Origin of the sequence: Akkermansia muciniphila (genome assembly GCF_900184965.1) — a bacterium.
Lineage (GTDB): Bacteria > Verrucomicrobiota > Verrucomicrobiia > Verrucomicrobiales > Akkermansiaceae > Akkermansia > Akkermansia muciniphila_A.
Map to the genome: position 1 here is coordinate 20,040 of NZ_FXYA01000146.1, position 25,731 is coordinate 45,770.

Genomic DNA, 25,731 nt, shown 5'->3' on the forward strand with positions numbered 1-25,731 from the left:
ACCTGTTATGCAGGCATCTTCTCCTTTGCCCCCTCTGTCTCCGCGTACCAAGTGGCTGATTGCCCTGTGCCTGTGCGTTCTCGTGATGCTGCTGGAGTTTCTGACGTACCATATGGCGTACCGCATCGGCTATGATGAAGGGATGCTGACCACTCCGCCGGTGGTGGTGCAGAAAAGCGATGAAAAGGCCATGCAGAATTTGTCCCGCTTCATGGCGGATGTCTTTGCCTCGCGCGAGAGCCTGGCCGGCATTCTGGACAACCGGGAGGAACGCCTGGCATGGATCAGGGATCCGGAACTGCGGACAGAAACGGCCTGGGGCCTTACCCGCGAGTTGATTAGCCGGGGCGGCGCCATTCTTGCTCTGCCTGCGGCCAGGGAATTAATTGACGCGGGATACGCCGCCGGACGCTGTCAGGTATGGGCCCCCCGCGCGGATGCCGTGGCAAAGGCCCTGTTGGCGGAGCACCAGTACACTTCCGCCTACGATTATTTGAAAACCGCAGAGGAGGGATATGAGAAGGAAGGAATGACCGAACCGCTGGTGCGGACCCTTCAGACTATGAGTTCCATTGACCAGATGCTGAACAGGAATGAGCAGGCAAATATGTTGCTCCAGCGTGCGGTGGATGCCGCCTCGCATCTGGGGCCGGATGCCCTCCCTGTCAGGTCCAGGCTTTTGGCCGCCCAGGGAAGGCTGGCGCGCACTACGGGACGCATTCCGGAATCGCGCGAGTATTTCAAGAAAGCTCTGGCCCTGTGTTCCCAGCCGGACAAGACCACCGGAGACCTGGCCCTAGCCAGCATCAGCATGGGGGAGGCCATGTTGGAAGCCGGCAGGAAGGAGGAGGCCCGGGAATTGTTTTTAAAGGGACTTTCCGGCTCGGAAAATGCCTCTTACCTGTTGAATGACTGCCTCAATGCCCTGCGCGGTCTGGCCCGCATTTCTACGGAGCAGGGGAATTATGAGGAAGCCCTAGCTTATCTTTACCAGGCGGAAGGAGCTGCCCGCGGCGTATTGCCGGCAGACCATGCTTTTTGGACCGGGTTATATGATCAAAGGGGATGGGTCAACATCTTGCGCAAGGCCGCTCCGGAAGCCCGGGCGGATTTTTTAAAGGCCATTTCCAACAGCTCGGCTTCTCCCATCATTTCCGCACAGTCACGCGAAGGACTGGGCAAGGCATGGCTGGATGCCGGGGAGGGGGGCAAGGCCAGGGAGAATCTGGAAAAGGCTCTTCAGTTGCGGAAGTCCCATTTCGGCTCGGATCTTCTGTCCCTGGGCCGCGTATATTATTCCCTGGGGCTTGCCTGCGATATGGCAGGGGACAGGGATGGCGCCCTGATTGCTTATGCCGGAGCGGTGGATTCCCTGTTGAAATGCGTGGAGGGGGCGGAACGCAGAGATTTGCTGGTTCAGTCTTATCTGTGCAAAGCGTACGCCCTGTGCGACGGAGAACAATGGAAGGAGGCCGCAGAGGCTTTTGAGGCGGTTCTTCCCATGCTGGAAGGGGAGCAGCGGTCGGAAAATTACAAACAGCTTGGACGCTGTTACGACGAACTGGGCATGAAGGAGAAAGCGGATGACTGCTGGAAGGAATCCGGTTTTCCCCGGGTGCGCATGGCGTCCCCCGGACGCAGAACCTCCGTGAACTCCAAATCTTCACGGAGATAGGATGCAGGAGTTTCGTAAGACGTTGCGAGGCGTTTATTTTGCTTGATTTGTGCCGTCTTTTTGGCTCAATGCCTGCATGAGTTCCGAGCGCCATTTTTCCAGTAAGCCCTACCGTCCCGCACGCAAGAAAAAGTCTTATTGGAAACCGGTCCTCTTTCTGGTCCTCCTGGGAGGGCTCTGGTTTGGCTACATCCAGTGCTGGCCTACGATAGAAGGGTGGTTCAAGCCAACCATCCATGAGGTGCACAGCCAGACGCAGGCCATGGGGCATTTGCAGGATATGCTGGCTTCCTGGAACGGCTCCGATGCAGAGCTGGCGCAGATGGCATCCTCCGTGGACAAGCAGGTGGAATGGATGAATTCTCCCGAAGCCAGAGATTCCTTTGCATGGCTTTTGGCGGTGGAAATGGACCGGCGCGGCATGTTGAAAGAATCCGAACCTATGCTGGCTGCGCTCCTGGAAAAAAAGCTCGCCGCTTCTTCCTCTATGGCGGCGGAGGACAAAATCCGCCTCCTGGGCGTCAGCCTGAACTGGGCTCAGGAATTCGCCCGCCGCAAGCATGATGCCGTGGCGGAAAAGCTTTATGAAGTGATTTTGAAAAATACGCCGGAGGACCAGGTTTCCCTCCATTTAGCTTGCCTGGAGCCATTAATCCGTTATGCGTATGACCAGGCCAGGTTTGAGCGTTTTTCCGCGTTGTGCAAACAGGCTGTTTCTCCTGTCATGAGGAGCATGCTTAACAAGCCGGAGGATGTGAAGAGCATGGTTAAAATCCTGTTGCTTCAGGATACCCTGCCTGACAAGGCTACCGGGTTGCCCAGCGGCACAGGAAGCGCGATTGCCCGGGAGCTTCTTACTAAATTCCGCCTGACCGCCAACCCTGATATGGGCCGCATTATCCTGAATGAACTGAAGATGCCGCTTAATGCGCGCCGGAAGTATTCCCAGGAAGAATTGAAGGCCATGGCCGACCAGCTGGAAGCAGCCCTGATCTGCTTCCGTGCGGCTGAAACGGAGATGGACTGCACGCCGGAGACAATGCTTGCCCTGGCGCAGGTAAGGATGCAAATGGGGGATTTGAGGGAGGCTTCCCGCCTGTTGTCCCGTGCGGAAGGAGCCGCCATGACGCTTGGCGTGGATGCTCCCCGTATTTTGAGCGGCTCCAGCCTGAGCCAGGATATTGCGTCCATGCGCTCCCAGCTTGAAAAATACAGCCAGGCAGAGGCTTTGGTGAAACGGGCTTATGAAGATGTGAATATCGCCGCGGCTTTCCTGAAGGCGCGGGATTACGATCAGGCTGTGAAGTATCTGGAGCAGGCAATGAAAGTGGCCCGTGAAAATACCACGTTTGTTCAGGCGCTTCAGCCGGTCATTCTGAATCTTCAGGCGGAGATAAGCGCCGGCAGGGAACAGTGGGCTTTGTCGGAGGCCCAATATGGAAAGTTGATTGAGGAGTGGGATGCGTTGACTTCGGAAGATAAGGAGAAACTCCGGAACAATCTGGCCTCTATTCAGTTGGGAGAGCTTTACCATGAAATTCACCGCAACTGGGCTGGCGTGTGTCTCAAGCAAAAGCGAACCACGGAGGCCCGCAGGGTGCTGGGAAAAATAGGGGAAGTTCCGGCGGAAGAGCCGGAGAGGCGCGCCTCGCGCCGCCGCCGCAGATAGTCGCCCCTGCTCTCAGTCAGGCTTTCCTTTTTTGGAAAAGGCAAAGTTCTCAATTGGCATACCGGAGGGACGCAAAGTTTCCTGGAGGCTCCGGTTGGGGCTTGAACCGAGACAGGATGCCTGCGGGCGGCTGCGTGATTGCTGAAGGGGCTTTTTACGCGAAATGCCGCTTTAATCCTCCCATGGCATCATCAAAGAACTTTGGGCAGGTTCCGTTTCCCTGTATTGACGGGTATTCCGCATTCTGAAGGGGAATACGGATTCCAGACCTGTCAACAAATTATATGCCTCTTTTTGCAAATGTAACGTTTCCGGTATGATTCATACCTTCAGGCAGAACTGAAAAACAGCTTCCGCAGAATCTTTAGCTGCGGACTTTGTCTTTCTGCCTCACATGGCTGAGAGCTCTTTTCCCATGAACCATTTTTTCACGGCGGTCAGCTGCAGACTGACGGCGAGAGCGCACAGTATATTTTGCGAAAATTTGGCTAACCGTAAGGTTGCCCTGTTCGAAAAGTTTGAAAATATTATCTCTCACCCTCATGGCTTCCTGAAGCGCCGCATCAGCGCCCCCGTATTGAGAATCGGAGAAATAACGGGTGAATAAACGCTTGTTCTTACAGATCGCCAACCGGTAGCCCTGAAAGGCCGTTGTTTCGTAAGTGTAACGGGTGATGTTTTTACAAGGCATATGAACAGGAGTTGTGGGACCGGGTGATAGAAGCAGTGGTAAGCTTCTATTAGGATAGGTTCCATTTCCTGCAAAATCCAGAAAAAAAACAATTTGTTAGATTGAGTGCAAAAAATGCACCGCTAGATGTTTGTAGACAGTTTATTGCGGTGTGTCATCCCTGACATAAAAACAACCGTCGGAAACGCGGATTTTCAATTTTTCTCCTGCCTTCACCTGGTTTGTTTGCCGGATAAGCTGCTTATCCTGGTTTTCCACCAGGGCATATCCGCGGCGAAGGGTCTGTTCCGGGCTGTGAGCTTCAAGATGCGTCTGAATCAGAGTAAGTTGTGAAGATAAATCCGCCATGCGGGCGGCGACTGCATGAGATAAGCCGGCCTGAAGGGAAGCCAGAAGCTGCGTGCGCTCCCGATTCCTGTGGGCCGGGTGGCGCATTTGTAGATGGTGTTCCAATTTATTGATATTCAGTGTACTCTGAAAAAATCGCGTGGCTGCGGCATTTTGCAGGGTTTCTTGCATATCGTCCAGGCGCTGGGAATAAGGGGAGAGCAGGGAATACGCATCCAACAGTTTCCCCCGCAGGTAAACATCCAGTTTCAGCTTGGAACGCAATAGGGAATGCCGTGCGGAGGCCTGAAGAGCCTGTTCCATTCTGGACAGTTTGCGGAGCCATTCAGGTCCGTCCGGCGTGGCCAGCTCCGCAGCTGCGGTGGGGGTGGGCGCGCGCAGGTCCGCTGCGAAATCCGCAATGGTGAAGTCCGTGTCATGACCCACTGCGGAAATCACGGGAACGGTGCATTCGTAAATAGCGCGCGCCACCGTTTCTTCATTGAAATTCCACAAATCCTCAATGGAGCCGCCGCCGCGGCCTACAATGAGCACGTCCACGGGGGGAAGGCCGTTGGAGGGAGCTCCGGACCAGGCGCGCACGGCAGCCGCTATTTCGTGCTCCGCTCCCGTCCCCTGCACGCGTACGGGCAGCAGATAAGCCTTCACCCACGGAGCACGGCGTTCCAATACGTGCCGTATGTCCTGGATGACGGCGCCAGTGGGGGAGGTGACGATGCCGATGGCGCGGGGGAACGTGGGAATCTTCTTTTTATGTTCCGCGTCAAACAGCCCCTCGTGCTGGAGCTTTGCTTTCAACTCCAGAAAGCGAGCCTGCAAATCTCCCTGTCCCGCGGCTTTTACCTGCCTGATGACCAGCTGGAGCTGTCCCCGGTCCGGGTACACGGTGGCGCTGCCCAGGACATGGACTTTCATCCCTTCCTGGAGCCGTATGGGACATTTGGATGCCGCTGCCTTGAAAAAGGCGCAGAAAATTTCCGCTCCCTGCTCCTTCAGGGTGAAATAAACGTGGCCGCTGGTGTGATGCCTGACGTTGCTCAGTTCTCCCACTACCCACTGGGTACCCACGGCGATGCTGACTGTGTCCCTCAGGCGGTAAACGAGCTGTTTGACCGTGATGGGGTTGGGCGCGGCGGGCGTTTCCTCCAGGAATTCCATAAATTATGGTTCAAAGGGAATGTTCAGAGCTTCATACGCCAGCATCCTGCATTGCTTGATATCCAGTTTGCCGGATGGGAGCACCGGAATGCGTTCTACGGGAATAATTTCCTTGGGGCACCAGAGGGCCGGCAGTCCCTGGTCAATCAGGCCATGCCTGATGAGGGTCCGAGCCTGGTGTACGTAATCCGTCACCAGGGTGGTGAGCAGGGCTACGGCTTCCCCTTTTACGGGATCCGGAATGGTGACGACGGCTATCCGTCGTTCTTCGTCCGCCGGATCCAGATTCCAAATGTTCATAATGGCGGCTTCCAGGGCTTCATGAGGCACCATTTCCCCGCCTATTTTGGAGAAGCGGGAAATGCGTCCTTCAATCTTCAGGAAGCCGAATTCGTCTGCGGAACCTATGTCTCCGGTTTTTAGCCAGCCGTCCACGAAAATGTCCCGGTCGATTTCCGAGCCGCCCAGATAGCCGGGAAAGATATTCGGCCCTTTCAGCCAGATCATGCCGGGAGTAGTGATGGGAACCACGTGTCCCGTGTGGGGGCTGGTGATGCGTATGGCGAGCCCGGGAAGGAGGGCTCCTACAGAACTCTTCTTCATGCCGGGAATGAAGTCTCCGGCGGCATTGGATGGCGCCGGATCAATGAAGTTGACGGAACAGACGGGAGATGCTTCCGTCAGGCCGTAGCCCTCGCAGGGAATGACGCCGAATTTTTCCCGGAAAGCAGTAGCAAGGTCTTCCGGCAATTTTTCCGCGCCAACGATCAGATAGCGGACGGTTTGAAAGGTGTCCGTTTCGCAGCGTTTCATAAAACCGCGCAGGAAAGTGGGCGTAGTGACTACCAGACTGATTCCGTACTGCTTGATAAGGGCTCCCAGCCGTTTAGCCTCAAGAGGGGACGGGTAGGTGACCATGTCATATCCGCCGATCATCGGATACCAGAGTCCGATGGTGATGCCGAAGCAGTGGAATACAGGCAGGCTTCCCAGAAACCTGCTTTGCGGTTCCAGCGTAATGCGGGAAGAACATTGAGAGATGTTGGAAAGAAGATTGTGATGGGTCAGAGGCACGCCTTTAGGCTCTCCAGAAGAGCCGGAAGTGAACATCAGCACGGCTTCGTCTGCTCCTGTAGGAACATCCAGCCCCAGCTTCTTAATAATGAAACCCGCTGTCAGGAATTTAATGGCGAGGCCCCAGCGTTTGGCGGAACCTTTAAGCAGGGGAAGTTCCCGCTCCATGAGGATCAGATCCCGCTGGGGGGGCCACGGGAAATTCTGGAGCTTTCGCATGAAGGTATCCGCAGTGATGAACCAGTCCACGCCGGACTGCTTTACAGAGCTGGCGAAGGCTCCTTCCGAGGCGGAATAATTGAAATTCACCGGCGTTTTCCCGGCGAACAGGCAGCCCAGATTAGCAATGGCCGCCCCCTTGCCCGGCGGAAGAATGATGCCGACCCGGCGGTTTGCGGTAATTTTTTTCAACCTCTTGGCAAAGGCTACGGAAATGGCCAGCAGCTGGCCGTAGGTCAGCGTCGTGTCGTCAATGCCGTCGATGACCCGGCAGTCGGAATGAAGTTTAAGGCTGCGGAAAAGGAGGGCGGACAGGGAACCGTGGAGCTGAGGCAGCGTGGCGTATGCCTGGGCGGAGCATTCCAGCCACGCGGAAGTAAGGCGCGCCGCCATCTCGGCCCCAGGGGCCAGTTTGGGGAGAATATGTATCTGGATATCCGCCTGGGCGTCCGTATCGGCCTCCGCGTCCAGCACGGAGTTCGTATAAAAGCCGGTATAGACCGGTACGGGGGAAATGTGCAGGGCTTCCAGAGCCTTGATGACCCGCGCCGGAATTTGGCTGATGGAGCCTTTCACATGGGAGACGGGGCCGGGCAGGAATACTACTCTTTTGCCTGCGTTAAGGCGTTCCATGATGGCGGAACGCAGCGCAATAGGGTCGCTGCCCCCGGCCTGGAACAGGATGCCGTCCGCTTTAGTGGATTCCAGATGGGAGGCGGTGGCTGTATCCGGAGGGAGGCCTTCTTCCACCAGGTAGGTCATGCGGTCCCTGCCCAGTTCTTTTTCGAACATCAGAAGGGTTTTGTAAGATACTTTGTTGAAAATCAACAAATCACCTGATTCGGATAAATTGGAGGAACCAAAAATGGCCATGGGAAAAAGATAAAAACTTGCTTGAAGCATTTTAGCAAGTTGCAGGGCCGGGAGCAAGGAGGAAAGATATGACCCCAGTTGCTTTTCCTTTAGTCATGCCTGTTATTGAAAACCTTTCCCGGCTTGGTGCGCTTTTATGAAAAAATGTTGTCTTTTTCGTGGAATGGTCTGGATTCTGCGTTTTTCTCCTGCGGAGGCGTTTCCGTGAATCAGTTTGTTCCGATATTTCACTTGCTGATTGATGGAGCTGGCAGGCAGCAACATCTTCGGACGAGAAGCGCTGGGGGAAATCCGGGTCAACGCGGCGCAGGACCTGGGAGACCGGAGGGGAGAAACAAACGTCTCTCTGCTGGGCAACCCCGGCTTCGCGCAAAGCGTGAGAGGGGCGAAAGCGGGAACGACGGCGCTACAGCTCGGAGCGGGGCTGGGCGTGTCCGTGGAGACGAAAGGAACCGTCTTCGTCAACGGCAACGCGGATATCCGTGACGGAGCCGGCTCTACTGTTCGGAGTAGTAGTTTTCATAATATATTGGAATAATTTATATTAAAATTGTTTTTTCGTCAAAATCGCTTGGATTCATAAAGCGGATTAAAAATTCGCCGTGCGATGGGAACCGGGCCAATATACCAGAGTTGGCCCGATTGTTTGTTTATACTGATAAGGATAGAGTGATGGATATCCTTGGCTCCAGACCAGATAAAGGATGAAAGGTCTCTTCTGAAAGATGCGCAACACCTACGGAATCAACGTTTAAGCTTGTAGGTGGATTTTTAATCCGCTAATGATGATAAAAAGCCTCCTGTCAGGTTCGGGAGGAAGTTTCCGTACATCTTTTAAAAATCATGAAGCTGCACCTTCCTTTAAGTCTTTTGTCCTCCCTGCTTGCCTGCATAGCCGCTGTTTCCTCACCACGTGCCGCTGCGGAAACCTATACATGGCTAGGAGGGACGGTGGATGTTCATTTGAATACTAACTGGACTCCGGATTACGGCAGCGGCAACTGGTCGGCAACATGGGCCGGTACGGCGACGAACAGCATGCGTTTTGATGCGGGAAGCATGACGGGGCAGCTCAAGGCTCTTCAAGCTTCTTTCAATACGCTTTCGCTTGGGGGCATAACTGTTACGGATAATTCTGACGGATTCAGCGTTTCCAAGAGCAATGGCTCCAACCGCACCATTAATTTGCGTGATGGAGGAGAAGGATATGCGCTGTTTGACATAGGCGGGGATTTTTCTCTGGGTGTTGCCAACCAGGTATGGAATGGAGTTGTTTTCAATTCCGGCGCCCTGTTTAAAATTGCGGCCGGCAAGACCATGAATATTTACGGTGGTCTTGGAACGGCCGGGACGGGAGCCAAGACAATGACGGTGGGGGCTGACGGTTTTTCAGGTATCCTTGTTCTGAATACGGCGGCCCAGTCCTCCATGACGGCTGACTGGGTCATTTCCCATGGGGCGACCATTCAATTGAACAATGCCGCGGCTCTGGGTTCCGGCTCAGTCAGCTTAAACGGCGGCAATGTGACGGCCCAGCATAATGCCGTCTATAATAATGCCCTGACCGTGAGCGGTTCCTCCGGCATGACCGTGAATGCTGCCACTCAGTTCGCCAATGTCAGCCTTTCCAATGCCTCGGCCCTGAATATGAACGGAGGAACGCTCGGCATTGCGAACGCCGGTGTTTTGACGTTGGGCTCTTCAGGAACCATTACAGGGAATTTGACGCTGGGAAACGCGTCTCTTCTGAATTTTTCCGCTCTTCCGGCGTCCGGAGCATACTTGCTTAATGTAACAGGAACGCTGACCGTGAACAGCGAACTGCTTCTGGGGCAGGGAACGATGGAAGGCGTGGCCTGGGCGGAGGGTTCGTACAGCCTGATTCATGCGGGTTCCGTGACAGGAGTCCCTGCCAGTTCCTTTGTTCTGGGCGACAATCTTCTGGGTTCCTGGAGCACGGAGAACAATAATCTTACCCTGGTGGTGGAGCAGGTTGCTTTGCTTGAATGGAAAGGCGGCGACGGGATATGGTCTGTAACTGCTCCGGCTTCTTCACCGTGGAAAAATGACGGCGTGTATCATAATGGTTCCGGAGTGGTCATGGGAGATATTGACGGGAATTCCCTGCAAACAGTAACCATTGATGGCGTTGTCTCTCCCACAATCATGATGGTTCAGGCGGATACGACGGATTATGTATGGAAGGCCGCAGAGGGAGGAGGAGCTCTGGAAGGCAGCGGAAATCTGGAGAAGACCGGCAATGCCAAGCTAACCATTAATATGGATAATGCTGATTATGCCGGAAAGGTTATTCTGGAGGGTGGAACGCTTGAAATGGGGAATGACGCTGCTTTAGGCACAGGGGATTTGGCGTTTGACGGCGGTACCCTCCGGTATGGAACAGGAGTAACGGCGGATATTTCCGGTCAGATTTCCTCCATGAGCAAGAGTTCCGTGAAAGTGGATACCAACGGCAATAACGTAAGCTGGGCTTCCGCAGATCGTTACAAGACGCTGAACCTGGAAAAGTCCGGCGACGGCGTGTTGGCTCTCGGCGGCGCCGTGTATACGGGGGCCCTGACGGTGGATGAAGGGGGCGTGTCCATTGCTTCCGGCAGTGTTCAAACGAAGTTTTCCGCGGGAGTTACGGTGAATGCAGGCGGGACGCTTGCCATTTCCAGCACCATTAACGGAATATCTGCCGGAGACAATGCCAATATCGTCATCAACGGCATGAGCGGAGCGGGGCGGATTGAGCTGGACAACCAGGCTGCCAGGTCCCGTTTCTATATTTCCGGAGATAATTCTTCCTTTACCGGGGAATTGGTGGCAGCCGGGCTGAACAATAATCCGGGAAATTCGAATGATGCCCGCGACCTTCAGTTTGCCACCGCCGCCAGTATGGGGCGGGGAACGGTCACCTTGAATGGACGCGGTTTCTGGCTGGGAACCGTCAACACGGCGGATACCGCTGTTATGGCGACAATCAATGTTCTGGAAAAAGGTTCCTATCTGAACGGGGGAAGCGGAAATTCCTATTACTTCGGCGGGGCGTTTACCGGGTCTGGCTCCATGACCACAGCTCTGGGCAATGCGTTCGCTTATTTGACGGGAGATATGACCGGGTTCCAGGGAGCATTTTCCCACACAGGCGATTCCCTGTTTACATGGGTGTTCGGCAACAATACGGATGCAGTTCTGAATGATGGAAAGCTTTTCGGGGATGGCGTGGTGTTGAAGGCTGACGGAGGGACAAGCCTGTTTAAATTTTCCTACACCAATGATATTATCCTGATGAACGCCACTGTAGGAGCGGCAGGGGCCTTGAACGCCAGGGTGGAACAGGCCGGAGCCGGAACGCTGGTGCTGACGCAGGATAATAGCGCGACGGGAACGCTCGCCATTACCGGCGGCACGGTTCAGCTGGGCAATGGAGAGGCTTCCGGTTCCTGGGCTGGGCAGATTACCGGAGCAGGGGCGCTGGTAGTGGACAGGGCTGCCGGTTCCGCGGCCCTGGAACTGAACTCCACCAACAATTATCAGGGAGGAACTACGCTGAATGGCGGTACAGTGAAAGCTCTGGGCGCCGGGTCTCTGGGCGCCGGAGATGTTTTCGTCAACGGCGGCGCCATTCTGGATATGAACGGCCAGGAGATTGCCAACAATGTCAATATTACCAAAGGAGGGCTGCAACATGCCGTCTCTTATGTTACGGCGGGCGGCGTAACCGTAAACGCGGAGGCCGATTCCGGGGATATTGATTTGGGCGGGCTGTCCGGCGACAAAGTGGGCAGCATCAACACCGCTACGGCGGGAACGTCCATTACCGGGCTGACAGGGAATCTGACGCTGACGGGAAGCAATTCCCTGCATGTGGGAGTGGAAAATACCACGTATGCCGCTGCCGGGGACCAGAGTAGTCTGATTCAGTTTAATGATACGGCTACGGGGACTGTTTCTTTCGGCGGAGATTCTTCCGATCTCACGCTGCACATGGATATTGATACGGATATCCTGATTGCCATGCGCGAACAGGAATCTGTCGGTATTCTGCTGACAGACGGGACGATTACCGGATTGCCGGACAGCGGCCTGGTGGCATGGCTCAACCGGCATCTTACGTTTAATGCTACGCTGGAAAGCCTGGGCTTTGGCATCCAGGGAGTGGATGGCGGCAGCATTATCATTTCCGGAAGAACGGACCAGATTTATATCGCTTCCGCAGACGGTTCCTCAGTAACGGAAATTCCGGCCCTGAATTCCTATGCGCAGGTGATTGTGGACACGAATCTCACCCTGAATTTTGACGTACCCGCAGCCAATACGGACAAGACTGTTATCCGGCATCTTTCCTCCGGCACCAGCAGCACGGGTAACCTGGCGGTGAATGCCGCCGGAGACGGTTCCCTGGAAATCGAACTTGCGAACGATCTGAACGACTCCGTGTTCAACGGCAATCTTACCGTGAACGGTGACGGCACGGACCTGATCAAGACGGGAGAAAAGACCTTGGCGCTGAATGGCAATGTCAATACCCCCAATGCGGTTGTTGTTAAAGAAGGCACGCTGGAACTGAACGGAAGCGCCAACAATGTCGGCACGCTGACTCTGGCCTCCGCTTCTGCAGATGCAATGGCGCGCACCGTGATTGGAGGGACTGTCACAGCCACTCTGTCGGATGAAGATGAAGGCGGTTCCCTGGAAATTGCTGCGGGGGGAATATTCAGAACCGCTGGGGATTCCGTCCTGGATCAGGAGACTTCCATTTCCGGAGCGGGGAGTTTGAATATTCAGGAAGGTTCCTCCCTCTCCCTGACGGGGGAAGCCGGCCTGTCCGGAACTTCCGTGACGCTGAACGGAACGCTGAGCCTGTCCGGGACTGGGGAAAAATCTATCCAGTCCCTCTCCGGTTCCGGAATGCTGGCGTTGAACGGCGGCGCCCTGTCTGTCTCTTCCGCTTCCGCCAGAAACGGTTCTTTCTCCGGTACGTTGGATGGTGAGGGGCGCATTGACGTATCCGGCAGCGTGACCCAGGTAATGCAGACGGGAAGCTCTACGTATGACCTGGGCGTTCATGGAGGGGGGACGCTGGTATTGAAAGGCACCTCTGCCGCTCCCTCGCTTGATTACCGGAATGTTGCAGTAGGTTCTGCCGGCGCCCTGCGTATTGAAGCCATTGGACATGAAGCCGGAGACTCCAATACCTCCTTAAACGTCGGCAGCATTGATTTCCAAAGCGGTTCTACGACGGAATTCGTTTATAATCTAAGCGCGGCGGATCCTTTCGGCTCCGCTATGCTGATGGCGGATTCCATCACCATCGGGAATGGGGCGGGGTTCTCGCTTGCCAATATGGAAGGCAACACGGGGCTGGGAACGTATGACAGTCTGGACGGCGTGGTTCTGATGACAGCGGACACGATTGACGGCCTGGCGGAGGGAGAATCCATATCCGTGGGAACTTCCGGCCTGTTTGCCGTTTATTACAAGGATGCGACCATGAGCCGGGAGGGCAATCATATTGTGCTGAATGCCACGGTGCAGCAGGACAATATTTTTACGCCTGCGGTGAACTCCCATAATTCCGGAGCAGGTTCCGACCTTCTGTGGGAGGCCAAGAATAATCTGGATGCCACTTCCCAGCTTGGGCAGGTGATGCATTCCATCAGCACCATGGTTACGGGAGATCATTCCGACCTGGCGGGAGCATCCAGGGCTATGGCAGCGGTGTCGGGAAGCACAGTCAACGCGCTGGGTACGGCGCAGCGGGACGCCCTGCGCGACCAGATGGGCTGGATCCGCAACCGGACCACCCTCATGGGCGTCAACCCCGCCTACGTCAACGACGACCTCCCCCGCTTCCACATGTGGATGGAAGGCACGGGCTCCTACGCCCAGCTCGACACCCGGGGAGATGAAAGCGGCTACCGGCTCACCACCTGGGGAGGTACTGTGGGCATGGACGCGGACCTCAGCGACCGCGTCACCGTGGGAGCGGCCTTCACGGCCAGCTACGGCGACCTGACGGCCAGCGCGGCGGACAGCGCCGACGGCCACCTGGACAGCTACTACGCCAGCCTCTTCGGGCGCTACCAGAACAAACGCTGGGCGCACACGCTCATCCTGACGGGAGGATGGAACGACGCGAAACTCAACCGCACGGTCAACTACGGGGAAGGAAGCTACAGCACGCAGGGCAGCACCAGCGGGTGGGGCCTTGGAGCCATGTACGAACTCACCTGCGACATCTACCTTGACGAAAACCGCAGCAGCGTGCTGCAGCCGCTGTTCAACGCCTCGGTGGTGACGACGCGGATGGACGGCTATGAGGAAACGGGAGCGGGCAACGCGGGCCTGAACGTCGGCCGGCAGGACTGGACGACGGGGACGCTGGCGCTGGGCGGCCGTTGGATGGGTCTGATAGGCAGCAACATCTTCGGACGAGAAGCGCTGGGGGAAATCCGGATCAACGCGGCGCAGGACCTGGGAGACCGGAGGGGAGAAACAAACGTCACCCTGCTGGGCAACCCCGGCTTCACGCAAAGCGTGAGAGGGGCGAAAGCGGGAACGACGGCGTTGCAGCTCGGAGCGGGGCTGAGCGTGCCGGTGGGGACGAAAGGAACCGTTTTCGTCAACGGCAACGCGGACATCCGTGACGGGTCCAGCTCGGTGAACGGAAGCGTCGGCTACCGTTACGACTTCTAACAGGAAGAAAAGGGAAAGGAGGCTCCCCGCAGCCTCCTTCCTCCGGGTCCTCCAGAGCCGTTCCGGAACAACTCCGGAACGGCTCTGTTGCCCAGGGAAAACCCGCCAGTGCCCCAAGAGGGGCAAAAATGAGGTAAAAACGCGCCAAATGTTCCCGGCCCCCTCTTCCGCTATCCGGAGCCGGAAAAAACCGGAACGCGAGTAACAGGGCCTTTTTTATGCGATTTCAGCGGAGTTTTGAACGGACAGGCCCTACGCGCGCGCACGCGTTTTATAATATTAGCCTTGCAAAAAATTAAGATAAGCGTAGTATATTTCGGTTATGTCCGAAGATACCAACGAGGTTGTTGAAACCACCGTTTCCACGACGGCGCAGCATGAATACGGCGCCGCGCAGATTGACAAACTGGAAGGCCTGGAGGCCGTGCGGAAGCGGCCCGGCATGTACATCGGGGACCCTGACGAACGGGGCTTGCATCATTGCGTATTTGAAGTGCTGGATAATTCCATTGACGAGCATCTGGCCGGCTATTGCAGCAAGATTGACATTGTCATTCATGTGGACGGTTCCATTTCCATCGTGGACAACGGACGCGGCATTCCGGTGGATATCCACCCGAAGTTCGGCATTCCCGCCGTGGAACTGGTTCTGACCAACCTGCACGCGGGCGGCAAATTCGGCCAGGGCGCGTACAAGTACTCCGGCGGCCTGCACGGCGTGGGCGCCAAATGCGTGAACGCCCTGTCCGACTGGTTTAAGGCGGAGGTGCGCCGGGACGGCAAGCGTTACCAGATCAAGTTTGAGCGAGGCAAGACGGTGGAACCCCTCCGTACCGTAGGTTCCTGTGCCTGTGAAGTCACGGGAACCACGATCACGTTTTTCCCGGACGCCACCATTTTCACGGATACCACGGAGTTCAAGTTTGACCGCCTGACGACGCGCCTGCGGGAACTGGCTTTCCTGAATCCCGGCCTGGTCATTGAACTGATTGACGAGCGTGAAGCTCCGGCGCGCCGGGAAACGTTCTTTTATAAGGACGGCATTGTGGAGTTCGTTCGCCAGCTGGGCACGAACAAGGAAGTGATCAACGAAGACCCCATTTCCATTTCCGGCGTCCGGAAGGTGGAAGTGGAGTACGACGGCAAGAAGATGGAGGACGATGTTCTGGTGGACGTAGTGTTCCAGTACAACAACACGTATGAAACGAATATCCTTTGCTTTGCCAACTCCATTTACAACGGGGACGGGGGAACGCACCTTTCCGGTTTCCGCGGCGCCCTGACGCGTGTCATCAACGGTTACGCGAAGGCCAACGGCCTGCTGAAGGAAAAAGATCCCTCCCTGAGCGGCGAAGACGTTCGTGAAGGCCTGGTGGCGGTCATTTCCGTCAAGATGCCCAACCCGCGTTTCTCTTCCCAGACGAAGGACAAGCTGGTGAATACGGAGATTGAAGGCGTGGTGGGCAACGTCGTGTACGAGGAAATCAAGACGTACTTTGAAGAAAACCCGGCGATGGCCAAGAAGATCATCGAGAAGAGCATCACGGCCGCCCGTGCCCGGGAAGCCGCCCGCAAGGCGCGCGAAACAGTCCGCAAGAGCGCCCTCTCCATCGGCGGCCTGCCCGGCAAACTGGCAGACTGTTCCGACCGGGATCCCGCGAAGTGCGAGCTGTTCATTGTGGAAGGTGACTCCGCAGGCGGTTCCGCCAAGATGGGGCGCGACCGCCGCACGCAGGCTATCCTGCCCCTGCGCGGGAAAGTGCTGAACGTGGAAAAGGCCCGCCTGGACAAAGCCCTGGGAAGCAAGGAAATCCAGAACATGATTACGGCCATCGGCGCCGGAATCGGGGAAGGGGACGATGAAGCCTCCTTCAAACTGGACCGTGTGCGTTACCACAAAATCATCATCATGACTGATGCCGACGTGGACGGCGCCCACATCCGCACCCTCCTTCTCACTTTCTTCTGCCGCCACATGCCGCAGCTGGTGCGCGCCGGGTATCTGTACATCGCCCAGGCGCCCCTGTACCGCATCATCCGCAGGAAAAAGGAAGAGTACGTGCAGGATGACGTGGCCCTGAACCGCAAACTGATTGAACTGGCCGTTAATGACGTGACCCTGCGTTTCGCGGACGGTTCCCGTGCCTTCTCTCCCGAAGAACTCTCCGCCATTCTGGAAACGCTGGTCAACCTCCAGCGCTATACGGAATCCATGCAGGCGCAGGGCGGTTCCCTGGAAGACCTGCTCAGCCACCGGGAGGCCAACGGGGAATTCCCGGAATTCCTGGTGAAGGTGCGCTGCGGCAATGAAGAGGAAATACTCTTCTTCCATGACATGGAGGCCCTGACTGCCTTTTCCGACGAAAACAGGGACCTTTTCATCTTCGGCATGCCCTCGGAAGAGGAGCTGCTGGAAAATCCGCTTCCGGAACGGGAGGGCCCCAGCCGCCGCTCCATCACCCATGAACTGCATGAAGCCAAAGCCATCACGCGGGCTCTGGCACGGCTGGCGGAACTGGGCATTCCGGGGAATATGATTGTCTCCATGGACACGCCCCTGTTTGAACTGGTGGAGGGCGAGGGGGACAAGGAAAAAGTGACCCCCCTGTTTTCCGTCATGGACATTCTGGAATCTGTCATCTCCATCGGCAAGCGCGGGGTGGAAATTACGCGATTCAAAGGGTTGGGTGAAATGGACGCCAAGGACCTGTTCAAGACGACGATGGACCCGGAACGGCGCGAGCTGCTCCGCGTCATCCTGAACGATGACAACGCCGTCAGGGCCGATGAAATGTTCACCATCCTGATGGGGGATGTGGTGGAGCCCCGCAAGAATTACATCGTGGACCATGCCCTCAATGTCCGCAACCTTGACATCTAACCCCCGCACTCTCTTTCAGCACCATGGAAAATAATAGAATCAAACCGGTGGATGTAGCCAACGAGCTCTCCACTTCTTTCCTGGACTACTCCATGTCCGTCATCATCTCCCGCGCCCTGCCGGACGTGAGAGACGGCCTCAAGCCTTCCCAGCGGCGCATCCTGTACGCCATGAAGGAACTCAATCTGTCCCCCGGGGGCAAGACCCGCAAATGCTCCAAAATCGTGGGCGACACGATGGGTAATTACCACCCCCACGGGGATGCCGCCATTTACGGCACCCTGGTGAACATGGCGCAGGACTGGTCCATGCGGGATATTCTCGTGATCGGCCAGGGCAACTTCGGCACGCCGGACGGAGACCCCCCCGCCGCCGCCCGATACACGGAAGCCAAGCTCTCCGGCATGGGCGTGGCCCTGATGGCGGATCTGGATAAGGATACCGTGGACTTTGTTCCCACATACGACAATGAACACACGGAACCTACCGTGTTCCCCTCCGCTTTCCCGAACCTGCTGGTGAACGGCGGCACGGGGATTGCCGTGGGGATGGCCACCAACATGCCTCCGCACAACCTGGGGGAAGTGGTGGACGGCATTTGCGCCGTAATTGACAATCCCCACATGACGGTGGATGAGCTGCGCCAGTACATCAAGGGGCCGGATTTTCCCACCGGAGGCGACGTGCTGGGCTTTTCAGGCATTGACAGCTACTTCCGCACCGGGCGCGGCTCCGTGCGCATCCGCGGCAAGATAGACATGGAAGTAACGGATTCCGGCAAGGACCTTCTCATTATCCGGGAAGTGCCGTTCGGCGTGAACCGTTCCGCTCTCCAGGAACGCATCGCGGAACTGTACAAGGATAAAATTCTGACGGACATTTCCGGCATCCGGGATCTTTCCGACGAGAAAACCTGCATTGAAATCGAGCTGAAGCGGGATGCCCGCCCGCAGGTGGTCATGAACCAGCTTTACAAGCTCACCTCCATGGAAACTTCCTTTGCGGTGAACATGCTGGCGATTCATGACAACCGCCCCAAGACGCTCGCCATGATGGACGCCATCAACTTCTACATCGAGCACCGCCGCGAGGTAGTCGTGCGCCGCACGCGCTACCTGCTGGGGGATGCGGAGAAGGATGCCGAGCGCCTGGAAGCTTTCCTGCTGGCCCTGCACCACATGGATGACTTCATTTCCATTATCCGGGATTCCAAAAACCGGGATGAAGCCCGTGAACGCCTGCAGAACTACACTTTCTCCACGCAGACGGCGGAAAGCCTGGGCATCCTGATCCGTTCCCAGGCCTCCATCCAGGGGGACCGCTACGTCTTCACGGAACGCCAGGTGAACTCCATCCTGGACCTGCGCCTGTACCAGCTGACCGCTTTGGAAAACGACAAGATTTCCGGGGAATACGCGGAACTGCTGGTCCGCATCAAGGACTACCTGGATATTCTGGCGAACGAATCCCGCGTGCTGGGCATTGTGAAGGACGAATTGAAGGCGATTAAGGACAAGTACGCCACGCCGCGCGTCACGCGCATCATTCCCTTCTCCGGGGATATGGCCATTGAGGATCTCATCCCGAATGACACGATGATCGTCACCATCACGCACAGCGGCTACATCAAGCGCACCAACTCCGCGGAATACCGCGTGCAGGCGCGCGGAGGCAAGGGTGTGAAGGCAGCCACTACCAGGGGGGCCAAAAAGGACGCGGAGGCGGACTTTATCGAACACCTGTTCGCCGCCCAGAACCACGACTACCTGATGTTCTTTACGAACACCGGGCGCGTGTACGTGGACCGCGTGTATGAGATTGACGAGGCGGCGCGCAGCGCGCAGGGCCGCAATATCAAGAACCTGCTGGATCTCCAGCCGGAAGAAGCCATCGCGGCCATCCTGCGCCTGGAACGCCGGGTGGATGAAAAAGGCAATGACATTACCTTTGCGGAAGGCAGCGGCAATGTTGTTTTCGCCACGAAGGACGGCACGGTGAAGAAAACCAGCCTGAACGATTTCGCCAATTACCGCAAGGCCGGCATCATCGCCATTAATCTGGAGGAAGGCAACAGTCTGGTGAACGCAGAACTTACCAGCGGGACTGATGAAATCGTGCTCGTCACGCATGACGGCATGAGCATCCGCTTCCCGGAAGAAGATCTGCGTACGCAGGGCCGCAACACCATCGGCGTCCGCGGCATCCGCCCGCGGGCGGGGGACTATGTGGTGGCCCTGGCCATTGTGGACCCGCAGAAAACCCTGCTGGTGGCTTCTGAAAACGGCCTCGGCAAGCGCACTTCCTTTGACGAATACCGCACGCAGGGCCGCGGCGGCACCGGCATCAAGACCATGAACTGCACGGACAAGACCGGCAAGGTGGTTTCCGCCACAGTCGTGTCCGACGAAGACGAGCTGATGCTGATGACCACGGCCGGACAATCCGTCCGCATCAAGGTGGCGACCGTGCGTGAAACGGGCCGCGCCACCCAGGGCGTGAAGCTCATGACGCTGAATGAGGGCGAATCCATCCAGGACATTTCCATCGTCATTCCCGATGATGAGGATGAAGAAGCCCCGGCGGAAACGGAAGACGCGGGAGCCGGGGAAGTGCCCGGTGAAATGGAAACTCCGGCGGAAGAATAATATTCAGGTTTTCCTGCTCCGGCGTCATGCCGGAGCAGGGGGCTTCATGGGCCGTTTTTATGGAAGACCCCCTTTCATTGGAGCAATGTGCCGGACGTCTGGAACGGCGCGGATTCCGGAGCTTTGTAGTGCCGGGCCTGAAGGAGGCTGCGGAGGTGATGCGCGGCCTGGTGCGGGAGTTCAGTCCGTCGTCCGCTTCCTATGGGGATTCCATGACCTTGAAGGCTGCGGGCATTCTTGATGACCTGCGCTCCAATCCGGACATTCAGTTCTATGACGGCTTTGTTCCGGGCATGGTGCGGGAGGAAAAATGGGAGATCCGCCGCCGGGGCATGACGGCGGACCTGTTTTTAACCGGCGTTAATGCCGTCAGCATGGAAGGGACCCTGCACTGGGTGGACATGGTGGGTAACCGTGTGGCTCCGGTGGCATTCGGACCCCGGCATGTCATTCTGCTGGCCGGTTCCAACAAGCTGGTGGCCACGCCGGCAGAGGCCCGGGAACGCATCCGCCGCATTGCGCCCCTGAACGCCAGGCGGCATGAAGGGTTCAGGACTCCCTGCATGCACACCGGAATTTGCGCGGATTGCAATTCCCCGGACCGCCTGTGCAACATCCACATGTCCCTTGTTAAATGCTTTCCCAAAGGAAGAATTTCCGTCATTCTGACGGAAGAACCCGGAGGACTTTGACTCATGCCTTTTCAAAACCGGATAGAAATCATGGCCCCGGCGGGGTCGTTTGAATCCCTGGCGGCCGCCTTGCAGGGCGGAGCGGACTCCGTGTACTTCGGAGTAGGAAAGCTGAACATGCGTTCCCGCGCCACGGTCAATTTTTCGGAAGAAGATTTGCCGGAAATCGTCGCGCGCTGCCATGAGGCGGGTGCCAAAGCCTATCTGACGCTGAACATCATCGTGTACGATGAAGAGCTGGAAGCGGTACATGCCCTGTGCTCCGCCGCCCGGAAGGCCGGTGTGGATGCCGTCATCGCTTCCGACCTGGCGGTGATTTCTTATGCGCGTTCCATTGGGCTGGAAGTCCATATGTCCGTGCAGGCCAACGTCTGCAACATGGCCTCCGTCAGATTTTACGCGCAGTACGCGGATGTGGTGGTGCTGGCCCGGGAACTCACCCTGGCGCAAATCAGGCACATTATTGAATCCATCCGGAAGGAGGGCGTGAAAGGCCCCTCCGGGGAGCTGCTGCGGGTGGAAATTTTCGCCCACGGGGCGTTATGCGTGGCCGTGTCCGGCAAATGCCACATGAGCCTGGCGGCCTACAACTCCTCCGCCAACCGGGGGGCCTGTTTCCAGAACTGCCGCCGCGCCTACCGCGTGACGGACGAGGAAACGGGCAATGAGCTGGTGATAGACAATAAATACGTGATGTCTCCCAAGGACCTGTGCACCATTCCGGTGCTGGACCAGCTTCTGGACGCGGGCGTTTCCGTGCTGAAGCTGGAAGGGCGCGGCCGTTCCTCGGATTACGTCAGGACGGTCACCTCCGTGTACCGGGAGGCCGCGCGGGCGTGCCAGGACGGAACCTTTTCCGCGGACAGGGCGGAAGCGTGGATGAAACGGCTGGAATCCGTCTTCAACCGGGGATTCTGGCAGGGCGGGTATTACCTGGGCGTGAAGTGGGGGGAATGGAGCGGTTCCGCCAACAGCCGCGCAGCCCTGTTGAAGATTCACATTGCCAGAGTAGAAAACTTCTATAAGAAGAACGGGGTGGCAGCCCTGTTCCTGGAAGCCGGCGGCTTGTCCGTGGGGCAAACCATCCTTATAGCAGGTCCCACTACGGGAGCCGTCCGCATGGAAGTGACAGCCATGCGGAGGGAGACGGCAGAGGGAATGGAATCCGTAGAAGCCGCTCAAAAGGGAGAAACCGTCTATCTGGCGGTTCCCGAACAGGTGCGCCGCCGGGACAAGGTGTATCTGCTGCGCCCTCGGATGCTGGAGGATGCCTGAATGCCCGGCTGTCCCTTTTCTCTTCTGCCTGTCTTTTCCAAAAACCGGGAATCGACGGGCAGAATGATTTTAATTTTTCCGTTTCCTGCCCGGCTGGGCCGGCGGGGCGTCCGGTTTCAGCCGGGGCCTCTTGAAATTCACGGCGGATTTCCGGTTTGGATATCCGGCTTAATTAAGCTATCCGTTCATTATCTTTCGTTTGGGATAAAAATGTTGGAAAGTGATTTTCCAATTGAATGAAAAAGAATTTCCCTGGCGTATTATTTGAAAACCATACGCCATGCCTGCCTATATTTCCTTTCTGCGCCTTTTTTCATGTTCCTGCGCCTTGCTGGGAGCAGGAATGCTCCATGCTTCCGGTTTGCAGCCCTGGCTGCGGGAGCTGGCCGTAATTCCGCCTGCGTCTTCCGTGAAAGGGAAGGATGCATGGATGCGGCAGGTGTGGACAAGGACGGCGGAGTATGCGGCTTCCCTTTCCGAGCCGGCTGCCGCCGACGATTGCGGGGATGCGATGGTTCTGCTGGTTCCCGTATTTCAGGCATGGCCGGACGGGAAGGCTGCCGGCTCCGCACTGGCGGAAATTCTTTCCGTTCCGGCAGAGAGTATTGGAGCCGTTTCTTCCTGGGATGACCTGGTTAAGCATCAGGAAGCCATTCAGGAACGAGTCCGTTTCCTCAGGCTGAAGAAGCTGGCGGCCTATTATGATTCTGCGGCCATCCGCCGTGCGGTGAAGCGAAACCGGGACAAGTACGGGGAACGGTACGCCGGAGCGGAAGGTTTCCTGGCGCGGCTGGATGAGTGGGAGAAGGAGCTGGGGCCTCTGGACCGGTGGGTGGAGCAGGCCGGGCCGGGACAGGCGGCCCGGCTGCGGGAGATGGTGGATCTGCGGAGAAAAGCCCTGATTGAAGTCCTGCCGGAACAGAACGGCCTGAAGGCATGGGTGAGCGTGCGGCGTTTCAATCCGTCCGGGAAAAGTTCTTTCAATCATGACCGTCCGGCGAACTGGCAGGGTATTTCCAGCATGCCGGGGCCCGGGCGCAGATACCGCAGCGGCATTGTGAAATTTAACGGGGTTTCCTCTTCTTCCCCTGTGGAGCAGTTGCTGGCGGACGACCGCTGGGTCGGGCATCTGGATGTTGATTTTTCCGGGGAGAAGCTCATGTTCACCGGGAATGGATTCGGCAAGAAGGAAAACAGGCCATGGGACGTGTTTGAGCTGGACTTGAAAACCGGGAAAAAGGAATCCCTTACCGCGCATATGCCGGCGGATACGGACAGCTATAATTCCTGCTACCTGCCGGACGGCCGGATTATTTTCGTCAATACTTCCGGCATGCAGGGTGTGCCCTGCGTGGCCGGGGTGGATTACGTGGGCAACCTCCACCTTTACGACCGGGAAAAGAAAACGACCCGCCGGCTTACCTTTGACCAGGACAATAACTGGTTCCCTACCATGCTGCCGGACGGCAGGGTGATGTTCCTGCGCTGGGAGTACACGGAAAGCGCCCACTATTTCAGCCGCGTGCTGATGCACATGAATCCGGACGGCAGCGACCAGAAGGAATACTATGGTTCCAACTCCTACTGGCCCAACAGCTTGTTCAACGCGCGGCCCCTCCCCGGCAGGCCGGGCATGTTTGCGGGCATTGTCAGCGGGCACCATGGAGTCAAGAGGCTGGGGGAACTGGTGCTTTTTGACGTGAACAGGGGGCGCACCGTCACGGAGGGTGCCGTTCAGAAGATTCCGGGGTATGGAAAGCCCGTGGAAAACGTGACTAAAGATCAGCTGGTGCAGGGATTGAAGACTCCTTATTTCGCAGAACCTTATCCGTTGAATGACGAGTGTTTCCTGGCCGTTTCCTCCCCCTCCGGCAGCCAGGGCGTGACCAATGTGGTCTGGTGCGACATATACGATAACATTGTTCCTCTCACGGCCTCCTCCTACTTCGTCTATGCAGACCCCGCGCCCCTGGGGCCGCGCCAAAAACCGCCCGTGCTGCATGACCGGGTGAAGACGGAAAGCAAGACGGCTACGGTTTATATTTCCGACGTGTACCGGGGCCGCGCCATGGCCGGAGTGCCCAGAGGGGAAGCCAGGGCCCTGCGCGTGTTCATGTCCGAGTACAGCCCCCGCAATACGGGAAGCCACTATGCCATGGGCATGGAAAGCAACTGGGACTTGAAAGTGCTGTACGGCACCGTGCCCGTGAATCCTGACGGTTCCGCCATTTTCACGGCTCCCGTCTGCCAGCCTCTGACGCTTCAGGTGCTGGACGGGGAGGGGCGCGCCCTGGCGCTGATGCGGAGCTGGTTTACCGCCATGCCGGGGGAAACGCTCAGCTGCATCGGCTGCCATGAACGGCAGAACTGCGCTCCACCCGCCAGGGCGGTCATGGCCTCCCGCCAGAAACCCGCCTCTATCGTCCCGTGGTACGGCCCCGCGCGTACCTTCTCCTTCATGAATGAAGTGCAGCCCGTGCTGGACCGCCATTGCATACGCTGCCACACAGCGGAAGGCAAGGCCCGTGAAGGAGTGCCGGATTTCATGACATTGGAGGCCGTCAAGGGGGCGCCCGCCCCCGGCTCCGTCTCTTATTGGAACCTGCACCCCTATGTGCGCCGCAACGGACCGGAGGGGAACTATCTGGGGCTGGCCCCCACGGAGTTTTTCGCGGATACGTCGGAGCTTTACCAGCTCCTTAAAAAAGGCCACCATGGCGTGGACATGCCGCAGGAGGACTGGAACCGCCTGGTCACGTGGATGGACATGAACGCTCCTTATCTGGGCGAATGGCCGGGAGAGCGCAATGAAGGGCTGCTGAAACGCCGTTATGACCTGCACGGCAGATTTTCAGGAGCGGAACGTAATTACGTGACGATGAAGGATTCCCTGTTCCGGAGAAGCGGCGGCGGTTCCATCCCTGACGCCGGGAAGTCCATTACCCGCGCCGGAGAAAAGAGCGTTCCCGTTCCGGAACCGCGAAATGAAACGCTGACTGTGGATTTGGGGAACGGCGTGAACATGACGTTCCGCCGCATTCCCGCAGGGAAGTTCAGGATGGGGAATGAACGGGAAACACCGGCGGAACGTCCTGTTTCCACGGTGGGGATTGAAAGGCCGTTCTGGATGGGAGAGGCGGAAGTGACGCTGGAACAATACCGCCGCTTCGACCCGGAGTATGTTAACGGATGGTATGACATGCATTACAAGGATCAGGTGAAGCCCGGCTACGACATGGATGCCGATCCGCGTTTTCCCGTCATCCGGGTGCCTTGGGCCCGGGCCATGGAATTTTGCCGCTGGCTTTCCGGGAAAACCGGGAAAAAAGTGACCCTGCCTACGGAAGCGCAGTGGGAATACGCGGCCAGGGGGGGCGCGGATACGGATTTCTTCTTCGGGGAACGGGATGCGGATTTTTCCGCGTATGCCAACCTGGGGGACGTGACGCTGAAGGAGCTGGCCGTTTCCGGCGTGGATCCCAAGCCGATTAAAAATCCCAACCGTTTCTGGGACTTCGTGCCGAGGGATGAAACATACAATGACGGAAAGCTTCACCTGGCCCCCGTCAAGAGTTACAAGTCGAATGCCTACGGATTGTACGACATGATCGGCAATGCCGCGGAATGGACCCGTTCCGAATACAGGCCCTATCCCTGGAAGGAAGGGGACGGACGCAATGAAAGCCTGGATTCCCGTGTTCCCCGTGCGGTGCGCGGCGGTTCCTGGTATGACCGTCCCAGACGGGCCACATCCTCCTGGCGCTGGGGATATCCCGGCTGGCGTCCGGTGTACAACGTGGGGTTCCGGGTGATCATAGAAGACTGA

12 protein-coding genes are annotated in these 25,731 nt (G+C 57.3%); 9 read left to right on the forward strand and 3 right to left on the reverse strand.

What is annotated here, in order from left to right; all coding sequences use genetic code 11:
• Positions 1 to 7 precede the first annotated feature (7 nt).
• Together CI070_RS02810 and CI070_RS02815 are read left to right on the forward strand one after the other, a co-directional pair.
• A complete protein-coding gene (locus tag CI070_RS02810) occupies positions 8 to 1,675 on the forward strand; it encodes a tetratricopeptide repeat protein (RefSeq protein WP_094135414.1) in 1,668 nt (555 codons plus the stop codon).
• Between the two features lie 76 nt (positions 1,676 to 1,751).
• Positions 1,752 to 3,344, forward strand: a complete 1,593-nt coding sequence (locus CI070_RS02815; RefSeq protein WP_094135415.1) for a tetratricopeptide repeat protein — start codon at positions 1,752 to 1,754, stop codon at positions 3,342 to 3,344.
• Positions 3,345 to 3,708: 364 nt separating this feature from the next.
• On the opposite strand, the gene CI070_RS02820 is transcribed toward CI070_RS02815, so the two are convergent.
• The 3 genes from CI070_RS02820 to CI070_RS02830 form a co-directional block, all read right to left on the reverse strand.
• On the reverse strand, positions 3,709 to 4,035 hold the full coding sequence (locus tag CI070_RS02820) for a hypothetical protein (protein WP_094135416.1): 327 nt from the start codon (positions 4,033 to 4,035) through the stop codon (positions 3,709 to 3,711).
• A gap of 141 nt (positions 4,036 to 4,176) precedes the next feature.
• Positions 4,177 to 5,541 carry an exodeoxyribonuclease VII large subunit gene (gene xseA, locus CI070_RS02825; RefSeq protein ID WP_094135417.1) on the reverse strand — a complete coding sequence of 455 codons (1,365 nt, stop codon included), beginning with the start codon at positions 5,539 to 5,541 and terminating at the stop codon, positions 4,177 to 4,179.
• A gap of 3 nt (positions 5,542 to 5,544) precedes the next feature.
• Positions 5,545 to 7,707, reverse strand: a complete 2,163-nt coding sequence (locus CI070_RS02830) for an AMP-binding protein (RefSeq protein WP_179218292.1) — start codon at positions 7,705 to 7,707, stop codon at positions 5,545 to 5,547.
• A gap of 241 nt (positions 7,708 to 7,948) precedes the next feature.
• Here CI070_RS02830 and CI070_RS02835 point away from each other — a divergent pair, with 241 nt between their 5' ends.
• From CI070_RS02835 to CI070_RS02870, 7 genes are all read left to right on the forward strand, one after another.
• The gene (locus CI070_RS02835) at positions 7,949 to 8,245 is read left to right on the forward strand and encodes an autotransporter domain-containing protein (RefSeq protein WP_094135419.1); all 297 of its coding nucleotides are present in this window, start codon (positions 7,949 to 7,951) and stop codon (positions 8,243 to 8,245) included.
• A 305-nt stretch (positions 8,246 to 8,550) separates the two neighbouring features.
• Positions 8,551 to 14,412 (forward strand): autotransporter domain-containing protein, encoded by a 5,862-nt coding sequence (locus tag CI070_RS02840; protein ID WP_094135420.1) that lies wholly within the window; start codon positions 8,551 to 8,553, stop codon positions 14,410 to 14,412.
• Positions 14,413 to 14,734: 322 nt separating this feature from the next.
• Positions 14,735 to 17,293, forward strand: a complete 2,559-nt coding sequence (gene gyrB, locus CI070_RS02845; protein WP_094135421.1) for a DNA topoisomerase (ATP-hydrolyzing) subunit B — start codon at positions 14,735 to 14,737, stop codon at positions 17,291 to 17,293.
• Positions 17,294 to 17,316: 23 nt separating this feature from the next.
• Positions 17,317 to 19,938: a DNA gyrase subunit A gene (gene gyrA / locus CI070_RS02850; protein WP_094135422.1), complete on the forward strand. Its 2,622-nt coding sequence runs from the start codon at positions 17,317 to 17,319 to the stop codon at positions 19,936 to 19,938.
• Positions 19,939 to 19,997: 59 nt separating this feature from the next.
• The gene (locus tag CI070_RS02855) at positions 19,998 to 20,630 is read left to right on the forward strand and encodes a lactate utilization protein (RefSeq protein ID WP_094135498.1); all 633 of its coding nucleotides are present in this window, start codon (positions 19,998 to 20,000) and stop codon (positions 20,628 to 20,630) included.
• 3 nt (positions 20,631 to 20,633) lie between these two features.
• Complete coding sequence (locus tag CI070_RS02860; RefSeq protein ID WP_094135423.1) at positions 20,634 to 21,905, forward strand: peptidase U32 family protein; 1,272 nt, start codon at positions 20,634 to 20,636, stop codon at positions 21,903 to 21,905.
• Positions 21,906 to 22,185: 280 nt separating this feature from the next.
• Complete coding sequence (locus CI070_RS02870) at positions 22,186 to 25,731, forward strand: SUMF1/EgtB/PvdO family nonheme iron enzyme (RefSeq protein ID WP_094135425.1); 3,546 nt, start codon at positions 22,186 to 22,188, stop codon at positions 25,729 to 25,731.

What these genes read in the sequence shown, in the direction of transcription:
- CI070_RS02810 (WP_094135414.1), top strand. Translation starts at nt 8, where the DNA reads ATGCAGGCATCTTCTCCTTTGCCCCCTCTGTCTCCGCGTACCAAGTGG.
- CI070_RS02815 (WP_094135415.1), top strand. Translation starts at nt 1,752, where the DNA reads ATGAGTTCCGAGCGCCATTTTTCCAGTAAGCCCTACCGTCCCGCACGC.
- CI070_RS02820 (WP_094135416.1), bottom strand. Translation starts at nt 4,035, where the DNA reads ATGCCTTGTAAAAACATCACCCGTTACACTTACGAAACAACGGCCTTT.
- xseA (WP_094135417.1), bottom strand. Translation starts at nt 5,541, where the DNA reads ATGGAATTCCTGGAGGAAACGCCCGCCGCGCCCAACCCCATCACGGTC.
- CI070_RS02830 (WP_179218292.1), bottom strand. Translation starts at nt 7,707, where the DNA reads ATGGCCATTTTTGGTTCCTCCAATTTATCCGAATCAGGTGATTTGTTG.
- CI070_RS02835 (WP_094135419.1), top strand. Translation starts at nt 7,949, where the DNA reads ATGGAGCTGGCAGGCAGCAACATCTTCGGACGAGAAGCGCTGGGGGAA.
- CI070_RS02840 (WP_094135420.1), top strand. Translation starts at nt 8,551, where the DNA reads ATGAAGCTGCACCTTCCTTTAAGTCTTTTGTCCTCCCTGCTTGCCTGC.
- gyrB (WP_094135421.1), top strand. Translation starts at nt 14,735, where the DNA reads ATGTCCGAAGATACCAACGAGGTTGTTGAAACCACCGTTTCCACGACG.
- gyrA (WP_094135422.1), top strand. Translation starts at nt 17,317, where the DNA reads ATGGAAAATAATAGAATCAAACCGGTGGATGTAGCCAACGAGCTCTCC.
- CI070_RS02855 (WP_094135498.1), top strand. Translation starts at nt 19,998, where the DNA reads ATGGAAGACCCCCTTTCATTGGAGCAATGTGCCGGACGTCTGGAACGG.
- CI070_RS02860 (WP_094135423.1), top strand. Translation starts at nt 20,634, where the DNA reads ATGCCTTTTCAAAACCGGATAGAAATCATGGCCCCGGCGGGGTCGTTT.
- CI070_RS02870 (WP_094135425.1), top strand. Translation starts at nt 22,186, where the DNA reads ATGCCTGCCTATATTTCCTTTCTGCGCCTTTTTTCATGTTCCTGCGCC.